Source organism: Sutcliffiella halmapala, assembly GCF_002019665.1.
In the GTDB taxonomy this organism is placed as follows: Bacteria; Bacillota; Bacilli; order Bacillales; family Bacillaceae_I; genus Sutcliffiella_A; species Sutcliffiella_A halmapala.
Genome location: NZ_KV917375.1, coordinates 3,239,309 through 3,256,992, shown reverse-complemented (window position 1 = coordinate 3,256,992; position 17,684 = coordinate 3,239,309). Strand labels below are relative to the sequence as shown.

Here is a 17,684-nt window from a genome sequence, read left to right as displayed (position 1 = left end):
ATTTTAAAACCATTTTTTCCATTTGCCTTCCATCCTATACTCGTTTTAAAAAGTCGAGAACCTGCTGGAAAGGTTGCTGTGCTTGTATTTTAAAATAATGTTGAAAAGGATCTCCTTTTTCGCTTAATCGTTTCAACAGAGTGAATATAGTAAAACTCTCAGGTCTTAGTGTAGGATTTACTTCTTCCCAAAATAATGGAGTTGCGACGGTAGGGAAATGATGCCCTCTTAATGAGTATGGTGCAATAATTGTTTTTCCTTCTGCATGTTGAATAAAGTCAACATACACTTTCGTGCCACGATTTTTCTTTAAGCGTTCTATTGTAAATAAATGTGGTTCTTTCGATACAAGATATTCCGCCATAAATTCGGTAAACTTCCTTGTCTCTTCATACGTATAAGTTTCTTTGGGTAAGGGGATGTAGACTTGCAATCCTTTTCTTCCAGATGTTTTGACAAAAGAATATAGCTGTAGTTGATCAAATACTTCTTTCATTAGGAGTGCAGCCGCTACAGCGTCGGAGAAATACTTATCAGATGGCGGATCAAGATCAAAGACGATTTCACTTGGTTTAGAAGCTTTTGATTTTTGAAAAGGAATGTGAAACTCCAAAGCTAGCTGGTTCCCAAGCCATAGAAGCGTTTCAAGATTATTACAGACAATGTATGGAATGCCTTCGGAATCGAACGTCTCGACAAAATCTGGTGCATAATCCGGGCAGTTTCTCTGATAAAAGCTTTCTCCAAGCATTCCATGCGGGAAACGAATAACAGTAAGAAGACGGTCTTCTAGGAAAGGCAAAATATAAGGAGCCGCTTCGGATAAATAATGTAAGTAATCTAGCTTAGTAAGAAGTGGTTCTTCCCATAAAGGCTTCTTTGGGTGTGTAATAGGAACAGAAGTTGGAAAATTTAAATTAGAGGTTTTAAGGTTCTCTAAAGAGCATTCTTTTACTTGAACATCAAAACGAAATCTTCGAAATTCTGGTTGACGCAATTGATCTTGAGAAAGTTCTAAAAAATATAAGTCCACACAAATGCCAGGATGCACATACATATATTGATGATCTTCTTGATATCTGTTTTCTTTTATGACAGTAACTAATGCTTGGCGTTCTTCAGAGGTTAGTCCATGGGAAAAAAGCCCAATAGTAATGACGGACGTACCATCCATAACACCTACATGAAAATAGCTGTTATCTTTTTGATAAGCTGTGATAAAGCAGGTTGCAGTTCTGAAATTTTTAATTTTTATCCAGTCTAATGTCCTCTTCCCAAATTGATAGGTGCTGTTCCGTTTTTTTGCAAGCATGCCCTCCCCGTGATGTTTATTTATCTCAGTCCAAATATCTTTTGGATCTCTGAAAAATGGAACGTATTGAAAAGGTACGGACGATGGGAATCTTGGTGAAAGCGGGAGATCCAATAAAGTGAACAGTTGTTCCACTTGTTGTTTCCGCTTATTAAAGGGAAGAGAATGAAGCTTTTCGCCATTTTTGCTTAAAATATCAAATATAAGGAGTGTTGCTGGACTAGTAGTAGCTAAGGTGTTAATTGTACTTTTGGACTTTGTTCGCCCTCGCTTTTGAATAGCGGAAAAATTTGCTTTCATGCTAGAGGTGAGGATTGCAAGTTCTCCATCTAAAGTCAGTGGTAAAAGAGATTGGATGTAAGTTATGTTTAATAACGTATTCAGATATGCCATTATTTCGGGAAACTGATTGTTTAAATGGTTTCCGTTTCTACTTTGAAGAGTAATCTTTTGTGTTTCTAGTAAAACTATACAACGAAAGCCATCGTATTTAACTTCGTACACCCATTCTTCTCCAATAGGTGGATCACGGTGTAGAGTGGGAAGCATAGGTTTAATCATCGTAATAATCCTTTCTATAAACGGTTATTATGTTTCTGAGTTAGCTATTATTTTCAATGCTTTTATAGTAAGAAACACAGTATTTGCTTTTAGCGGCTAATAGGGCCTCTTTCCTTTTTTAATATGCTTCTAAAAAACTGAAACTATGTTCATGAGGTGAATTTATGTATCAAGGTGTATTTTTGGATCGAGATGGTGTTATTAATGAGGTGTTGTCGGAAAGGGTGAAATTTGTCAATAAACCGAGTGATTTTTATTTTCTCCCGGGTGCAAAAGAAGGAATAAGAATATTAACTGAAGTAGGCTACAAAATCTTTGTGGTAACCAACCAAGGTGGGGTAGGACTCGGGTTTATGAAGCATAGTGCTTTGGAAAATGTTCATCAATTTATGGTAGGGGAAATAAAAGCAGCTGGTGGAAAAATTGAAGAAGTTGCAGCATGTATTCACAAACCGAATGAGGGGTGCATTTGCCGAAAACCTGGACCCAAAATGTTAGGAGACTTAGCTATAAAGTATCAGATTGACTTGGCTTCCTCCTATATGGTTGGTGACAGAGATGTCGATATCCTAGCAGGAAAAGCGGCTGGTACAAAAACAATATTTATTGGTTCGAGTATGAATGATGCCTATATCAACTTTCCATCACTTTTGGAAGCTGCTATCTGGCTGAAAGCTCAAAAAGAAGGCGACTAACAGCTAGCTATTCGCCTTCTTACGGGTTGTCCGTTTTTTAGGGGTAACTTCTTTATTTGTTACTGTAGCTTTCGTTTTAACTGCTGCTTTCTTTTTTGTCGGTTTTAGCTCTTGGTCTTTTGTTCGTTCAATACTTGCTTGCAGAGCACTCATAAGGTCAACCACATTGGTTTTACCAGCTGTTTGCTGAGGTGTCGTTGTATTCTCTTGATTATTTATTTTACTCTCAATTAATGCTAAAACAGCTTCACGATAATCATCATGATACTTTTCGGGGTCAAACTCAGTAGTCAATTGATCAATGAGCATGATGGCTGTTTTCAGTTCCTGTTCATTAACTTTGGTTTTCTCTGGGACACTAGGTACATCCCCTACATCTCTCACTTCATCTGGGTAATGCACCGTTTCCATCATTAAACAGTCTCGATAGACTCTAACGATGGCTAGTTGTTTCTTAGAGCGAATCGTAATTTCTGCTATTCCAATTTTCTTGGAAGTTTCTAATGCTTCTCGTAATAATGTATAAGCCTTACTTCCATTTTCTCCTGGTCCTAAAAAATAGGAGCGGTTAAAATAAATTGGATCGATTTCTTCTAGCTTTACAAAATCAATAATTTTCACACTTTTATCTTCATGCTCTTCTTTTAATTCCTTTAACTCTTCGTCATCCAAAATAACATATTTGCCCTTTACATATTCATATCCTTTAACTAAGTCACTTTGTTCCACTTCTTTTTCACAGTTAGGGCATACCTTTTCGTATTTTATCGGAGAATGGCATTCCTTATGCAATGTACGAAGCTTTATATCTTTATCTTCTGTCGCCGAAAACATCTTGATGGGAATGTTAACTAGCCCAAAGCTGATGGAGCCCTTCCACATTGTATGCATGTCCATTATCACCTAGCTCATTAAAAGTTTTTCACATCGATTAAAAAGCACTTCACTCGTGCTCCTTGTTAGTTTATCCTGAAAAAAAGAGACAAGTATTTTAAATAATGGAAGGGGGAAATGTTTTGAGTGGGTATTTTTTCACAGGATTTCCAGGGTTTATTTGTAAAGAATTAGTAGTGAATTTATTAATGGAGAATAATGAAATCAATCATATCTTTTTATTAGTACTCCCAAGAATGAAAAGTACCGCAATTCCCATCATTCAAAAGCTTCAACAACAATACCCTCACACCACGATTACCCTCATTGAAGGAGATATTACAGAACCTAACTTAATGCTTAATAATGTGGATGCTGAACTTTTGAAAAGTGAAGTAAATTATGTTTTTCACTTAGCAGCAGTCTACGATTTGGCTGTAAAAAAGGAAATTGCTCGTCTTGTAAATGTTAATGGAACAAAACATGTAGTAGATTGGATAAAAAGCTTACCTTTTTTAAAACGTTTCGTTTATTTCAGTACAGCCTATGTAGCAGGATTACGTGAAGGGATCATTTTCGAAAATGAATTAAAACATCCTTATCCTTTTAAAAATCATTATGAGGAAACAAAATACTTAGCAGAACTAATAGTTGATAAGGAGAAAGAACATCTGCCACTTACGATTATAAGGCCTGGTATTGTCAAAGGGCACAGTCAAACGGGTGAAACAACGAAATTTGATGGGCCATATTTCATGTTGAATTTCCTCTATTCTCTAAGGTTCTTACCGTTAATTCCACATTTGGGAAAGGGAGAGGCAGAGTTTAATGTTGTCCCCATTGATTATATAGTAAAAGCTACATCCTATCTGGCGCATACAGAAGAGGCAGAAGGAAAAACGCTTCATCTAACGAACCCTAATCGAATTACAATAAGGGAAACCTACACATTATTGATGGAAATACTCCTAAAGAAAGCTCCTAAGGGATCCATTCCACTGTCCTTAGCGAAACAGTTTTTGCGTTTTCCGACAGCAAGAAGATGGCTGAGAGTGGAAAAAGAAGCATTAGACTACTTTACTTGGAAAGGAAGCTTTGATTGTTCCGAAGCCATTGACATCTTAGCGAAAGGAAAAATACATTGTCCACCTTTTCAAGTTACTGCAGAAAATATGGTGAATTATTATAATCAGCATAAATTAGACCAGATGAAGCATGTGCATATTAGCTGAGTAATGGAGAAAGCAGTCATTCTAGTAATTAGATTGGCTGTTTTTTTATTTAGTCCTTAGGTATTTTGAAGTAGTGTAAAAATATTTTTTGTTGCTCCCCCGAAAAAAATGAAACATTCACGTAACATTTGATGAGTAAGTAGATGTTCAACTCGTATTCTAAAGGAGGAAAGTACTTAAAATTTGGTGTAACAGTTATTAAATCAAGAAAATTATTCCAATAAAAAAGTGGTAATTTTGTCTTAACAGGTTTTAACATTGACTTTTTATAGAGAAAACGGCACCTTTATATATAGACAGGTGACTTTTTCTTGAAAATGAAAAAGCCTCCTTCTTAAAAAAAGCTTATAAAATGAGGCAAGTACTCATTTAATATATAAGTGGGGGAGAGAGGTGAGGCCAATGCTGAGCCTATTTTTTAAAATCGGCAAACGACGCCCGAAGTCTCTTGAAGAGGAAGTACTTGAAATTCAAGCTGGCAACATTCAATTACAAAATAACTTAATTAATAAATATAAACCTTTTATAGCAAAGGCCGTTTCATCTGTTTGTAAAAGATATATAAATGAGACAGATGATGAATTTAGTATCGGATTAATAGCTTTTAACGAAGCGATTGAAAAGTATTCAAAAGATAAGGGAAGCTCCTTATTATCTTTTGCTGAGTTAATTATAAAAAGAAGAGTTATTGACTATATAAGAAAAGAAAGTAAAAACATGACGATTACGATGTCAGATCAAGATGATGATCAAGATGATTATGCTTCCAATAAGATAGAAGCGACATTATCAGTGGAAGAATTTCAAAAACAGATTGATCAAGAACAGCGTAGAGAAGAAATAGCTTATTACCAATCTGTTCTAAAGGAATTTGGCCTTTCTTTTTCTGACTTACTTGAATGCTCACCAAAACATTCGGACGCGAGACAAAATGCTATTGAAGTTGCGATTATATTAGTTCAAAACCTTGAATTGAAAAAACATTTATTTGAGAAAAAAATGCTTCCAATGAAACAATTAGAAGGTTTGGTTAATGTAAGTAGAAAAACAATAGAACGCAACCGTAAATACATAATAGCGGTGTCCATTATATTATCGGGGGATTATATATATTTGAAAGATTATTTAAAAGGGGCGATTAAGGGTGAAAAAAGGGATTGTGCTCGAAGTTCATGATGACTATGTCACAATGCTAACCCCTGAAGGCGAGTTTTTGAAATCTAGAAAACAAAAGACGCAAGTCGGTATCGGGGAAGAAGTCATTTTTTTTCCTTTGCATACATCTAGAGAGATGAAAAAGAGGGGTTTAGCAACTTTTTTTAAATTAAGATGGGCCATCGTTACTGTTCTAACAGCTGCTATTCTTTTATTTTCTTTTTATCCTAAGTATATGAATAACCAAGTTTACGCCTATGTTTCGTTAGATGTGAACCCTAGCATAGAGCTTAGTTTAAATAAAAAGATGCAAGTGGTTTCCATTGTTGGGTATAACGAGGAAGGAAAGAAGCTAGTAAAGAACTTGCAGAACTGGGAAAATGAAGGATTAATGAATGTCTCCACTCAGATACTAGATATAATCCGCCAACAGGGCTATTTAACTTCTGGTAGTGAGGTTATTATTGCATCAGTTCTAAGTAACAGTGATAATTTAGCTTGGAAAAAGAAGATTCAAACCGAAATTTTATCTATTTCCCAAACAATTCAAATAGATGATATAAGTGTAACTATGATCGAAACCACTAGCGAAAAGCGTGGGGAAGCTATAAAGCTGGGAATTTCACCTGGGGAATTTGTTCAAAAAGAAAAGAACATAGAACTTGTAGATTCAGATAATACTTCTAAACAGGATGAAAAGAGCACAGAAACACAAGGCTCAAATGTTAATGGATCCCAAAATGTAATAAAGAACCAGGATTTAAACAAAGCTTCAAATAATGGGATTGTGGAGAATAAGAAAGCACGTGATCGACAGACAGAGAGAAATAAGAATTTCGATCATCTCACTAAAGAGCAAAAAGAGAAATATAAACAAGAAAAGGAAAAAAGGAAAGAGCATAGAGAGCAGAAAAGAGAAGAATGGAAAAAAAATCCGGATAAAATGAAAAAAGAATGGAAAGAAAAAAACGGTGACCAAAAGCACGACAATAAAGAATGGAAAGAAAGAAAAGGTGACCGAAAGCCGGAGAATAAAGAGTGGAAAGAAAGAAAAGACGACCGAAAGCAAGATAATAAAAAACAGAACGAGAGAAGAGAGCATAACTCCAACAACAATAAACACGAAAGAAAAGATCGCGAACACCGCAAGAATAATTGAGTAGGGTATTAGCTAGAAATTGCTATTATTATATTTGATATTGTTTTATTCAAAGGAGACTCCTTTCGACTGGGGTCTTCTTGACGTTTCGTGAAATTTTTCATAATAAGAACCCAGAGTGTATAACTCTGGGTTTAGCCAATTTATTTAGTTTATTTACCATTAAGTTGAGATTGTGCTTGTGCTACAAGGCGTTTTGTAATTTCTCCGCCAACAGATCCGTTCGAACGTGAAGCGGTATCTGACCCAAGAGTGACTCCAAATTCTTGAGCAATTTCATATTTGATTTGATCTAAAGCTTGTTCAATACCTGGAACTAGTAATTTGTTGCTACTTCTCGCCATCTTAATCACTCCTTTTTGTATACAACTTTTGTTTTAAAAGTTGTATAGTTAGTATGAGGAAATACGAATGATCAATACTAGTAAGTAATAGCCAATTAATGAAATAAAGTGTGGGTAAGGTAAGTTTTGTATGTGGAAATTCATTAATGTATGACATTATAATTTAGTTTTATAAGAGTACGAACGGACTTGCTGAAGCCAAGTTATTATTTTACTTTGCTAGTGGTAATGGTATTTTTTATGTGTGTAGGTGTTGAACGTGGCGTTTATGCATTTCATTTTGAAAGGGACACTATGATAAAATTTAAAAATACTTTTAGTAAGAAAGTACATCATTTAACACCAGCCCAACTAATTGTAAGTTTTTATCTCCTTGCAGTTGTAGTGGCTTTAATCTTATTAAGCTTACCTATTGCACGATTCGATGGTGCCGATTGGACCTTTATTAATGCTCTATTTACTGCTGTAAGTGCTGTAAGTGTTACCGGACTATCGGTTGTGAATACAGTAGATACCTTTACAGTACCTGGTGTTTTGCTTCTTGCTTTTGTTCTCCAATTTGGTGGGGTTGGTGTAATGGCAGTAGGTACATTTATCTGGCTTTTATTGGGAAGGAAGATAGGACTCCGTGAAAGAAGGCTAATGATGCTTGACCAAAACCAGTCAAGTCTGTCTGGAATTGTAAAGCTAATTAAGCAAATTCTTGTTCTGATTTTAACAATCGAGCTATTAGGAGCATTAATTTTAGGAACTTATTACTTATCGTTTTACCAAACTTGGCAAGAAGCTTATTTACATGGGTTCTTTGCTTCAGTTAGTGCAACTACAAACGGTGGCTTTGATATTACTGGTGAGTCATTAGCACCTTTTGCTAAAGATTATTTTGTGCAATTTATTACAATGATATTAATTATTACTGGTGCTATTGGATTTCCCGTCTTGGTAGAGGTAAAAGAGTTTATTATGAATAAGGGTGGACGTTTCCGCTTCTCCTTATTTACCAAAATAACGACTATTACTTTTGCCTTTTTAATAACGTTTGGAACAGTTGCAATTGTCCTATTAGAGTTTTCTCATTTTTTTAAGGGAATGACATGGCATGAATCATTCTTCTATGCGTTGTTTCAATCTGTTACGACGAGAAGTGGTGGTTTTTCAACAATGGATGTTAGCGAATTTACTTTACCAACATTGCTAGTTATGAGTGGCTTAATGTTTATCGGTGCTTCTCCAAGTTCTGTAGGTGGCGGGATCCGAACAACAACCTTTGCTTTAAATATCCTATTTCTTTTTCATTTTGCTCGAGGTCATAAAAACATTAAATTGTTTCGAAGAGAGATTCATGAAGAGGATATTATTAAGTCGTTAGTTGTACTACTATTAGCAATCCTTATTTGTTGTTTTGCAGTAGTTATATTAAGTTTTACAGAACCATTTAGTCTAATCCAAATCCTTTTTGAAGTTTGTTCTGCATTTGGTACTACTGGCCTTTCAATGGGAATTACCCCTGATTTGTCAACTATAGGAAAAGTCATCATTATGTGTCTAATGTTTATTGGTCGTGTTGGGTTATTAACCTTCCTATTCATATTAGAAAGTAAACAAAAACCGCCGAATTATCATTATCCAGTGGAGCGAGTGATTATTGGGTAGGGATTACGGGAACGAGACCCTATTTTTATAATAGAGGTCTCTTTTTTATGTGGAGCTCTGCATAGATAGTTATTCCTATATATAATTCACACTTTTCATGAAAGTGAAAAAATGGCTGAAATACGGAAACAGATAAGAAAATAGTTTTTTTAAATAAAAGTATTGCAATCGTTTTCAAAAACGTGGTATCCTTCAAATAAGAAAATTACCCGAAACGTTTTGGAGGAAAGTCATGACAACAATAAAAGATATAGCAAGAGTTGCTGGCGTGTCTGTCACCACTGTATCCCGTGCTCTAAACGGTTACTCAGATGTTAGTAAACAGACACGACAACGAATATTGGATGTAGCAAAAGAATTGAACTACAGTCCTAATACCGTAGCAAGGAGTCTTGTTATGAAGAAATCCAAAACGATAGGTCTTCTTGTGTCTAATATGAATAGAGAAGGTGTAAAGGACAATTTTACCTTCGAAATCCTATGTGGCTTAAACCAAGCCTCTGCAGATGCCGAGTACGATTTAGTTCTATTTAGTACTACCTCGTCCAAACAAAGGGAAAAGACCTATACTCAACTATGTAGAGAAAGAAGAGTGGATGGTGTTATTATACAAGGTATAAAAACAGATGATCCGTATTTGGAGGAAGTATTACAAAGTGATATCCCATGTGTTCTAATTGATATACCGATTGAATCAAATACAGTGGGCTATGTGACAACAGATAATGTAAGGGGGGCGAAAATAGCTGTCCTTCATTTGATTGAACAAGGCCATAAAAATATTGGTTTGATTAATGGGCATAGTAAAGCGGATGTAAGCACTAGACGATTACAAGGCTACGTGGAGGCACTAGAAGAAAATAATCTCCGGTTAAAAACAGGATGGATTAAGAATGGACAATTTGCAGAACACCTCGCAGAAGCTGCAGCTCTAGAATTATTGACTGAACACCCAGAACTTACAGCTATATTTTGTGCAAGCGATTTAATGGCTTTAGGTGCTATGAAAGCGGTTGGGAAATTAGGCAAAAGAGTTCCAGAGGACGTTGCGATAATTGGGTACGATGATATCCTATTGGCTTCTTATGTCAGTCCCACCTTATCTACCATCCGCCAAGACAAATATAGACTAGGCTATGAAGCAGCGATGCTTCTCATTAATATGTTAGAGAATCAACTGGAGTCGAAGGCGAAAATAATAGATACAGAACTCATTATTAGGGAGTCAACCAAAAAGGCCACGAAGTAGAAAGTGGTTTTTTCATCAAGAAAATCCGAAACGTTTTGGGAAGAAGAAAAATTTTTTGATTTTCATCCAAAACGTTTTGGTACACGAATTTGGGGAGGAATTATGATGGAATATCGCGTTATCAAAGAAAATGATTTATTTCTATTAACTGACACAAGCGGAAATATCCCAGAGAACCATCCTTATGGCTTAGGGTTATATTCAAAAGATACACGTTTTTTAAGTAAGCTTGACTTAAAAATAAACGGGGAAAATCCTATTCTCTTACATTCTGATGCAGCGGAAAATTATATGGCTACGATATTATTGACGAACCCTCATATGGAAAAAGATGGTAAGTTGATTTTGTGGAGAGAATCGGTTGAAATGAAACGAAGTCGATTTATCTATGATGACGTACTCTATGAATCTATTACCGTAAAAAACTATTTTCCGAAAGAAGTATCATTCGATCTTAGTATTCAGATGGATGTTGATTTTGCAGATATGTTTATTGTTCGTGGCTTTCAAAATGGCGATATTGGCAGTCGAACTGGACAAAGTGTTCAGAACCAAAGTTTAACTTTCCATTATGATGGAGCTGATGAACTTGCTCGTAGAACGTATATCAAATGGGATAAGGAAGCGCAGCATATTGATGAAAATGGTGAGGTCAGCTTTTCGTTTCATTTAGAACATGATGAGGAACAAACAGTTACCTTTATGATAGAGCCTCAGCATGGGGAAATGAAAGTAACAGAGATTATTCCAGCAGACATAGCGATTGAAAAACTTAAAGATTCTTATACAAAATGGGAATCTACTACTACGAAGATAAAAACAGATTATCAGCCACTACAGCGACTTGTCGATCGAGGTCTTGGCGATCTGAGGGTACTATTAACGGATTTAGGTCATGGGGTTTTCCCAGTAGCTGGTTTACCTTGGTTTGGAGTTCCGTTTGGCAGAGACAGTTTAATTGCTGCCTTACAAATGCTTGCTTTTCAACCGGAAGTAGCGAAAGGAACACTCTATACGATGGCAAGTAAACAAGGGACAAAAGTTGATCCTTGGAGAGATGAGCAACCGGGTAAAATAATGCATGAAATACGTTTTGGAGAATTAGCGACAACTGAGCAAATTCCTTTTACACCTTATTATGGAACTATCGATGCGACACCACTATTTCTAGTATTGCTTACTGAGTACGTGAAGTGGACAGGTGATCTCGGAATAGTAAAAGACTTGCAATCGAATATTAATGCTGCATTAACTTGGATTGATCAATATGGAGACCGTGATGGTGATTTATTTGTTGAATATCATCAGGAATCCAGCAAAGGGATTGCGAATCAAGGTTGGAAGGATTCGGGCGATTCAATAGTGCATCGTACTGGTGAATATGCTACCACTCCAATCGCTTTGTCAGAGGTTCAAGGTTATGTTTACCAAGCAAAAATGGGAATAGCAGCTATTTATGACATCTTAGATAAACAAGGGGAAGCTGCGCAGTTACGTGAGCAGAGTCAGAAGTTAAAAGAAAAATTCGACAAAGAATTTTGGATGGAAGATGTACAATTTTACGCTATTGCACTAGATAGTGATAAGAAACAGGTTGGTACTATCACTTCGAATCCTGGGCATGTATTATTTTCAGAAATGTTGGATAAAAACAAAGCGGAAGCTGTTATCAATACACTTTTATCTCCTAAAATGTTTACTGGATATGGCTTGAGAACGATGGGCAAAGGTGAGGCTGGCTATAATCCTATGAGTTATCATGATGGAAGTATCTGGCCACATGATAACAGTATGGTGTTGCTTGGAATGAGCAAACTTCAGCAACAAGAAAAAGCTAATATTATTGTTGAGGGTTTAATGGAAGTTGCAGCACATTTTGAATATGATCGTTTACCAGAATTATTCTGTGGTTATGATAAATCACTTGGGAAAGCAGTTAAGTATCCTGTAGCATGTTCCCCTCAAGCATGGGCAGCAGGAACTCCATTAGTTTTTGTACAAACAATATTAGGCCTCTTCCCAAATGTATTACAAGGAGAAATTCAGTTAAACCCTGTGTTACCAAGCTCTATGAATGAGCTAGTAATTGAGGGAATGAGAATTGGAGAAGGAAATCTTTCTCTGAAAGTAAGTAAGAACATTAATGAAATTGTTACTGTAGAAATACTAGAAAATTCAACTGGTTGTAAGGTTGTCCAAAATTAAAGTTTAATGTTGAGCTATTCTCTAATAAAAAAATATATTCCATGGAAAAGGGGATTAAATGATGAGAACGAAAAAATGGTTGGCAACATTAGGGGTAACAACGATGCTTGTTGGTGGGATTTTGTCTGGATGTGCTGGAGGAAGCAAAGGTTCGTCAGATGGAGGAAGCTCTGGAGATTCTGTAGAAATCACTCTTGCTGGTTGGGGAGGAAATCCTTCTGAAACGAGATTATTAAAAGAAGCTCTAGATGCGTTTGAAGAAAAGCATCCAAATATCTCGGTAAAGCACGAAGTTATTTCAGATCAATATATGGACGTAATGAAAACACGTTTAATTGGTGGAGAAGCTCCTGATGTTTTTTACTTGGACGCGTTTGAAGCACCTGCACTAATTGAAACAGGTGTTTTAGAGCCACTTGATGACTATGTGACAGATGAATTTGACGTTGATGATTTTGAAACTCCATTACTTGAAGCTTTCCAAAAAGATGGGGTTACCTATGGCTTTCCAAAAGATTATTCTACTTTAGCCTTATTTTATAATAAAAAATTGTTTGAAGAAGCAGGTGTAGAAGTTCCTAGTACTTGGGATGAGCTTCGTGAAGTTTCAAAAGTGTTAACAAAGGATGGAGTAGTTGGTCTAGGTGTTGCGCCAGAATTAGCACGTATGTACTATATCGCGGAAGCCACTGGTGGCGAAGTGGTTAAAAATGGGAAAGCGAACTTTGGAGATGCAAAAGTAATTGAAGCGTTACAACCAATCGTAGATCAAAGAAATATTGACAAGTCAGCAGCTCAAGCTTCAGATGTAGGAGCTAACTGGGGCGGGGAAATGTTTGGTCAGGAAAAGGCTGCGATGGTTATTGAAGGGAACTGGGCGATTCCATTCTTAGAAGATACTTTTCCAAATGTCGAGTATGGCACAGCTGAATTGCCGACGGTTAACGGAGATAAGGCAACAATGGCCTATACGGTATCTTATGTAATGAATGCTGCCTCAGATAAGAAAGAAGCTTCTTGGAAATTAATTGAATTTTTAACAGGAAATGAAGGCATGGAGATATGGACTTCTAAAGGGTTCGCGCTACCAACTCGTAAATCTGTAGCTGAAAAACTAGGGTTTGATAAAGATGAATACCGTGCGCCGCTAGTTTCTGGTGCCTCTTATGCAACGGTTTGGTCAAATGGAGTAAACCTACCGACAATCATGAACAACTTCAATAATCAATTTGTGTCTGCATTCTTAGGGCAAAGACCGTTAGATGAAGCGTTAAAAGAAGCAGAAGCACAAGCAAATAGAGAAATTGGCGAATAATTAAGTTTTTTGACTCGATCCAAGGGGTGCCTGGTTTATATAATCGCCAGGCACAACAAGAGTCTTTAAATCACCTATTTATCTCTTTGTGAAGAAGAAAATGATTCTTCTTTAGAAAGAGTTCAAATAGGTAGATCATCCCGAACTCTTGGAAGAGAAAAGGAGTGAAAATTATGAAGAAAAAAAGAACCTATTCAAAAAGGATATTACGTGAGGCAACACAAGGTTATTCTTTTATGGCACCAACAATTTTTGTATTGGCATTATTCATTATTGGGCCAATTTTATATGCATTTTTCTTATCTTTTCATAAAGTTCAGCTTTTAGGTACTACCTCGTATGATTTTGTCGGATTGAGTAATTTTACGAATATAGCAGAGGATCAGCGAGCATTACGTGCCCTATGGAACACGTTTAAGTACGTGATAATAGTTGTCCCAATTCAAACTTTACTTGCACTAATATTGGCTGCAACATTAAATACAGGCTTAAAGGGTCAAAGTTTTTTCCGAATTGTATATTTTTTACCAACATTAACTTCTTCCGCAGTATTAACTTTAATATTTATGTGGATGTACAACCAAAACGGATTGATTAATAAACTCTTATCGATGATTGGACTTCCTACATATAATTGGATGGGTGATCCGAGTGTAGCATTAATCGCAATTATGATTATGAATATCTGGGCAACCGCACCATTTTTTATGGTTATCTATTTAGCAGCTCTTCAGGGTATCCCGGACTCCCTTTATGAAGCAGCTGAATTAGATGGCGCTAATGCATTTAAGAAATTTATCTATATTACGGTTCCCAATCTCCGCCCAGTGACATCTTTTGTTGTGATTATGGGACTTATCGGGACATTCCAATTATTTGATCAATCGTTTATTTTCTCTGGTGGATCTGGTGGACCAGATAACTCTACTTTGACGGTAGTATTATTAATTTATCAATATGCCTTTAAAAGTCTAGGAACAATGGGGTATGCTGCTTCGATTGCAGTGATGCTTTCAATTGTTATTCTTGTGGCAACGTTGTTACAACGCAAATTTTCTAAAGAAGAATCACTATATTAAGGGGGCGGCGAAATTGAAGAAAAAAAGTAGTTTTGGTAAAATTTTGTTATACGGAATACTAACGCTTTATGCAGTCATCACGCTCATTCCCTTTTTATGGGCGGTATCTTCATCATTCAAAACATTAGAAGAGATAGTTAGTGGTGCAATAAATTTTATTCCAAAGAATTTTACTTTGGACAATTATAAACAAATCTTTTTGGAACAAGAGCTTTTCCCCCGGTGGCTGTTTAATAGCTTAGTCATTGCTATCATTGGAACATCATTAAATATCCTGTTTAATTCAATGGCAGGATATGCGTTAGCAAGAATAAGTTTTCCAGGTAGAAAAACCTTATTCATTATTATCCTAGCGGTACTAATGATTCCATCTCAAGTAACAATGATTCCTAATTATTTAATCCTTCGTGAATTAGGCTGGTTAAATTCGTATCAAGGTATGATAGTACCAGCTATGATTAATGCCACTTTTATATTCATGATGCGCCAGTTCTTTATTAACTTCCCGAAAGAGTTGGAAGAGGCAGCAGAAATGGATGGATTAAGCCGTTTTGGGACTTTCTTCAAAATTGTCTTGCCCTTAGCTAAACCAGCACTTGCAGCTCAAGCGATATTTGTGTTTATGGGTTTCTGGAACGATTTTATGCGCCCTTTAATTATTCTGTCTGATCCATCTATGTTCACCTTACCGTTAGGTTTAAATACATTTAAAGGACAATTTATTTCCTATTGGAATTATATAATGGCAGCTTCCATGGTATTTACACTTCCAGTATTGTTAATATATGGATTCTTCAATCGCTACTTCATAAAAGGAATTTCCTTTACTGGAGGGAAGTAAAGAGAAAAGCCAGGCACTCCACTTTGCGGAATGTCTGGCTTTTCGACATTGTTTGGGAAAATCCTGCTGGTGCCTGGCACCAAAACGGGATTTGTGCATAAATATTTTTGGGCATTTGGATTCATATTAAGGGGGATGAAATAATTTAAGGTAGGTACAGTAGATGGAGCATGAGAAAAGATGGGCAATTGTTTCTTTGGCGTCGATACCTCTGGTGATGACTTTGGGGAATTCGATGTTAATTCCGGTTTTGCCTACAATTGAAAAGAAGTTGAAGATCTCTTCTTTTCAAGTCAGTATGATTATTACGGTGTACTCTATTGTAGCGATTATTTTAATACCTATTGCAGGGTATCTATCTGATAGATTAGGTAGGAAGGCTGTAATTATTCCAAGCTTAATAATTACAGCGATTGGTGGAGTTATTTCTGGTTGGGCAGGTTGGAAAATGGACAATCCTTATTGGATTATCTTGATTGGTCGAACCTTACAAGGAGTAGGTGCCGCAGGAGCTGCTCCCATCGTTATGCCTCTAGTGGGTGATATGTTCAATAGTGATTCTGAAGTGAGCAAGAATTTAGGGATTATTGAAACATCCAATACTTTAGGTAAGGTTTTAAGTCCTATTTTAGGAGCTGTATTAGCAGGTTTTATTTGGTTTTTACCCTTCTTTGCCATTCCAGTGTTTTGTATCATATCCATTATATTAATGATTTTTCTTGTTAAATCGCCTAAGAAAAAAGAAAATCCCTTACCATTTAAAGAGTTTTTACAAGCGATTAAAGCAATTTTCCGCAAGGATAGTAAATGGTTATTTGCTATCTTCTTTATTGGCTGTATATTAATGTTTGTTTTGTTTGGAGTTTTATTTTACCTGTCTGATTTATTAGAGAAGAAACATGAGATTGAGGGGATAAAGAAAGGATTTTTCTTGGCTGTGCCATTAGCCTCTCTATGTATAGCTTCTTATATAACAGGTAAAAAAATTGATAAGAATAAAGTGCTGATGAAATGGCTGATCGTTATTAGTACGGGGTTACTAGGAGGAACTGTTTTAGCTAATAGTTTTTTCAGTAATATTTGGGTTACAACTGGGCTCTTTTTTGTTGGAGGAATTGGAATAGGGATTGCGTTACCTAGTCTGGATGCACTCATTACAGAAGGAATCGAAAAAGAAGAAAGGGGTACTATTACCTCTATTTATAGCTCCATGCGATTTATTGGCGTAGCGCTTGGACCACCGATAGTAGCATTATTAATAAAAGGATCGGACAATATCATGTTCTATGTGTTAGGTGGTTCGTGTGCAGTTGCTTTACTGATCTCGTTAACAGGTATACATCCCCCTAAAAATGATGAGGAAGGGGTCGAATCATAAAAGAAGCAGCGGAGTGTCCTACTCTGCTGCTTCTTTTATGGATCTAATTTTCAATCGCTCCCATAACTAACATCCTTATCTGGGTGGGTGAATGGTACACCTTGTGGTTTTTTTGATTTTTCAACGAGCTCGCGGTTTTCTGCAGAATTCCACCCAATATCATTTGTAGGGTGTACCCATTGATCTCCTGCCATGATGGAAGGATCAGTTTCATCACTCCAGTTATTTAATGGAGATTCCTTGGAATCATATAAGCTGTCTCCGATAACAACTCCATATTCGTTAATGAAGGGTGGTTGCATTTTTATCCCGGATTCTTTAAAGGATGGAGCGTTAATTTGATGTGGCATTGTTTCGTCCAAATAAGGCTTTTCCAAATTCTTATCCTTCTTTTTCATTAGATTCACCTCCGAATGTATATAGTTTTAGCATTTCAATAAAATAAAGAAGTATGTAAGTTACGAAGAAAAAGGGGGTGTATTAAGTGGATAATAATTATGGCATTGCACATATACCGGAAGACAAGCTAGAGGCGATTACAATATTAGAAAATCAAATGCGTGAAGATTTAGGAGAAGAGATTGTGTTAATTGCTTATGAAAAAAATAACTATCGGGCAAAATAAACATAGTT

Annotated in this window: 16 protein-coding genes; 12 read left to right on the top strand and 4 right to left on the bottom strand. The window is 36.2% G+C overall.

What is annotated here, in order from left to right:
* Positions 1–34: 34 nt before the first annotated feature.
* Entirely contained in the window at positions 35–1,873 is a 1,839-nt protein-coding gene (locus BK580_RS16085) for a DNA ligase D (protein WP_211279038.1), read from the bottom strand.
* Positions 1,874–2,037: 164 nt separating this feature from the next.
* On the opposite strand from BK580_RS16085, the gene BK580_RS16080 reads away from it, so the two are divergent.
* Complete coding sequence (locus BK580_RS16080; protein WP_078381323.1) at positions 2,038–2,568, top strand: D-glycero-alpha-D-manno-heptose-1,7-bisphosphate 7-phosphatase; 531 nt, start codon at positions 2,038–2,040, stop codon at positions 2,566–2,568.
* 3 nt (positions 2,569–2,571) lie between these two features.
* On the opposite strand, the gene ku is transcribed toward BK580_RS16080, so the two are convergent.
* The gene (ku, locus tag BK580_RS16075) at positions 2,572–3,459 is read right to left on the bottom strand and encodes a non-homologous end joining protein Ku (protein WP_078381322.1); all 888 of its coding nucleotides are present in this window, start codon (positions 3,457–3,459) and stop codon (positions 2,572–2,574) included.
* 125 nt (positions 3,460–3,584) lie between these two features.
* Here ku and BK580_RS16070 point away from each other — a divergent pair, with 125 nt between their 5' ends.
* From BK580_RS16070 to BK580_RS16060, 3 genes are all read left to right on the top strand, one after another.
* On the top strand, positions 3,585–4,673 hold the full coding sequence (locus BK580_RS16070) for an SDR family oxidoreductase (RefSeq protein WP_139364920.1): 1,089 nt from the start codon (positions 3,585–3,587) through the stop codon (positions 4,671–4,673).
* A gap of 393 nt (positions 4,674–5,066) precedes the next feature.
* Positions 5,067–5,849 carry an RNA polymerase sigma factor SigI gene (sigI, locus tag BK580_RS16065; RefSeq protein WP_139364919.1) on the top strand — a complete coding sequence of 261 codons (783 nt, stop codon included), beginning with the start codon at positions 5,067–5,069 and terminating at the stop codon, positions 5,847–5,849.
* The gene (locus BK580_RS16060; RefSeq protein ID WP_078381319.1) at positions 5,818–6,987 is read left to right on the top strand and encodes an anti-sigma factor domain-containing protein; all 1,170 of its coding nucleotides are present in this window, start codon (positions 5,818–5,820) and stop codon (positions 6,985–6,987) included. Before sigI ends, BK580_RS16060 begins: the two co-directional genes overlap by 32 nt.
* Before the next feature lie 152 nt (positions 6,988–7,139).
* On the opposite strand, the gene BK580_RS16055 is transcribed toward BK580_RS16060, so the two are convergent.
* Positions 7,140–7,331 (bottom strand): alpha/beta-type small acid-soluble spore protein, encoded by a 192-nt coding sequence (locus tag BK580_RS16055; protein ID WP_078381318.1) that lies wholly within the window; start codon positions 7,329–7,331, stop codon positions 7,140–7,142.
* Between the two features lie 294 nt (positions 7,332–7,625).
* Between BK580_RS16055 and BK580_RS16050 the strand changes: the two genes are divergently transcribed.
* The 7 genes from BK580_RS16050 (at position 7,626) to BK580_RS16020 (ending at position 17,051) form a co-directional block, all read left to right on the top strand.
* On the top strand, positions 7,626–8,984 hold the full coding sequence (locus BK580_RS16050) for a TrkH family potassium uptake protein (protein WP_078382802.1): 1,359 nt from the start codon (positions 7,626–7,628) through the stop codon (positions 8,982–8,984).
* Between the two features lie 232 nt (positions 8,985–9,216).
* Positions 9,217–10,233, top strand: coding sequence for a LacI family DNA-binding transcriptional regulator (locus BK580_RS16045; protein WP_078381317.1), 1,017 nt, complete (start codon positions 9,217–9,219; stop codon positions 10,231–10,233).
* Positions 10,234–10,338: 105 nt separating this feature from the next.
* On the top strand, positions 10,339–12,438 hold the full coding sequence (locus tag BK580_RS16040; RefSeq protein WP_078382801.1) for an amylo-alpha-1,6-glucosidase: 2,100 nt from the start codon (positions 10,339–10,341) through the stop codon (positions 12,436–12,438).
* A gap of 61 nt (positions 12,439–12,499) precedes the next feature.
* The gene (locus BK580_RS16035) at positions 12,500–13,753 is read left to right on the top strand and encodes an ABC transporter substrate-binding protein (RefSeq protein ID WP_078381316.1); all 1,254 of its coding nucleotides are present in this window, start codon (positions 12,500–12,502) and stop codon (positions 13,751–13,753) included.
* Between the two features lie 173 nt (positions 13,754–13,926).
* Positions 13,927–14,832 (top strand): carbohydrate ABC transporter permease, encoded by a 906-nt coding sequence (locus BK580_RS16030; protein WP_078381315.1) that lies wholly within the window; start codon positions 13,927–13,929, stop codon positions 14,830–14,832.
* A gap of 13 nt (positions 14,833–14,845) precedes the next feature.
* Complete coding sequence (locus tag BK580_RS16025; RefSeq protein ID WP_078381314.1) at positions 14,846–15,673, top strand: carbohydrate ABC transporter permease; 828 nt, start codon at positions 14,846–14,848, stop codon at positions 15,671–15,673.
* A 163-nt stretch (positions 15,674–15,836) separates the two neighbouring features.
* On the top strand, positions 15,837–17,051 hold the full coding sequence (locus tag BK580_RS16020; RefSeq protein ID WP_078381313.1) for a bacillibactin exporter BcbE: 1,215 nt from the start codon (positions 15,837–15,839) through the stop codon (positions 17,049–17,051).
* Positions 17,052–17,101: 50 nt separating this feature from the next.
* On the opposite strand, the gene BK580_RS16015 is transcribed toward BK580_RS16020, so the two are convergent.
* A complete protein-coding gene (locus BK580_RS16015; protein ID WP_078381312.1) occupies positions 17,102–17,449 on the bottom strand; it encodes a DUF3905 domain-containing protein in 348 nt (115 codons plus the stop codon).
* A gap of 86 nt (positions 17,450–17,535) precedes the next feature.
* Between BK580_RS16015 and BK580_RS23670 the strand changes: the two genes are divergently transcribed.
* Positions 17,536–17,676: a hypothetical protein gene (locus BK580_RS23670; RefSeq protein WP_169865055.1), complete on the top strand. Its 141-nt coding sequence runs from the start codon at positions 17,536–17,538 to the stop codon at positions 17,674–17,676.
* The last annotated feature ends 8 nt before the right edge of the window (positions 17,677–17,684 follow it).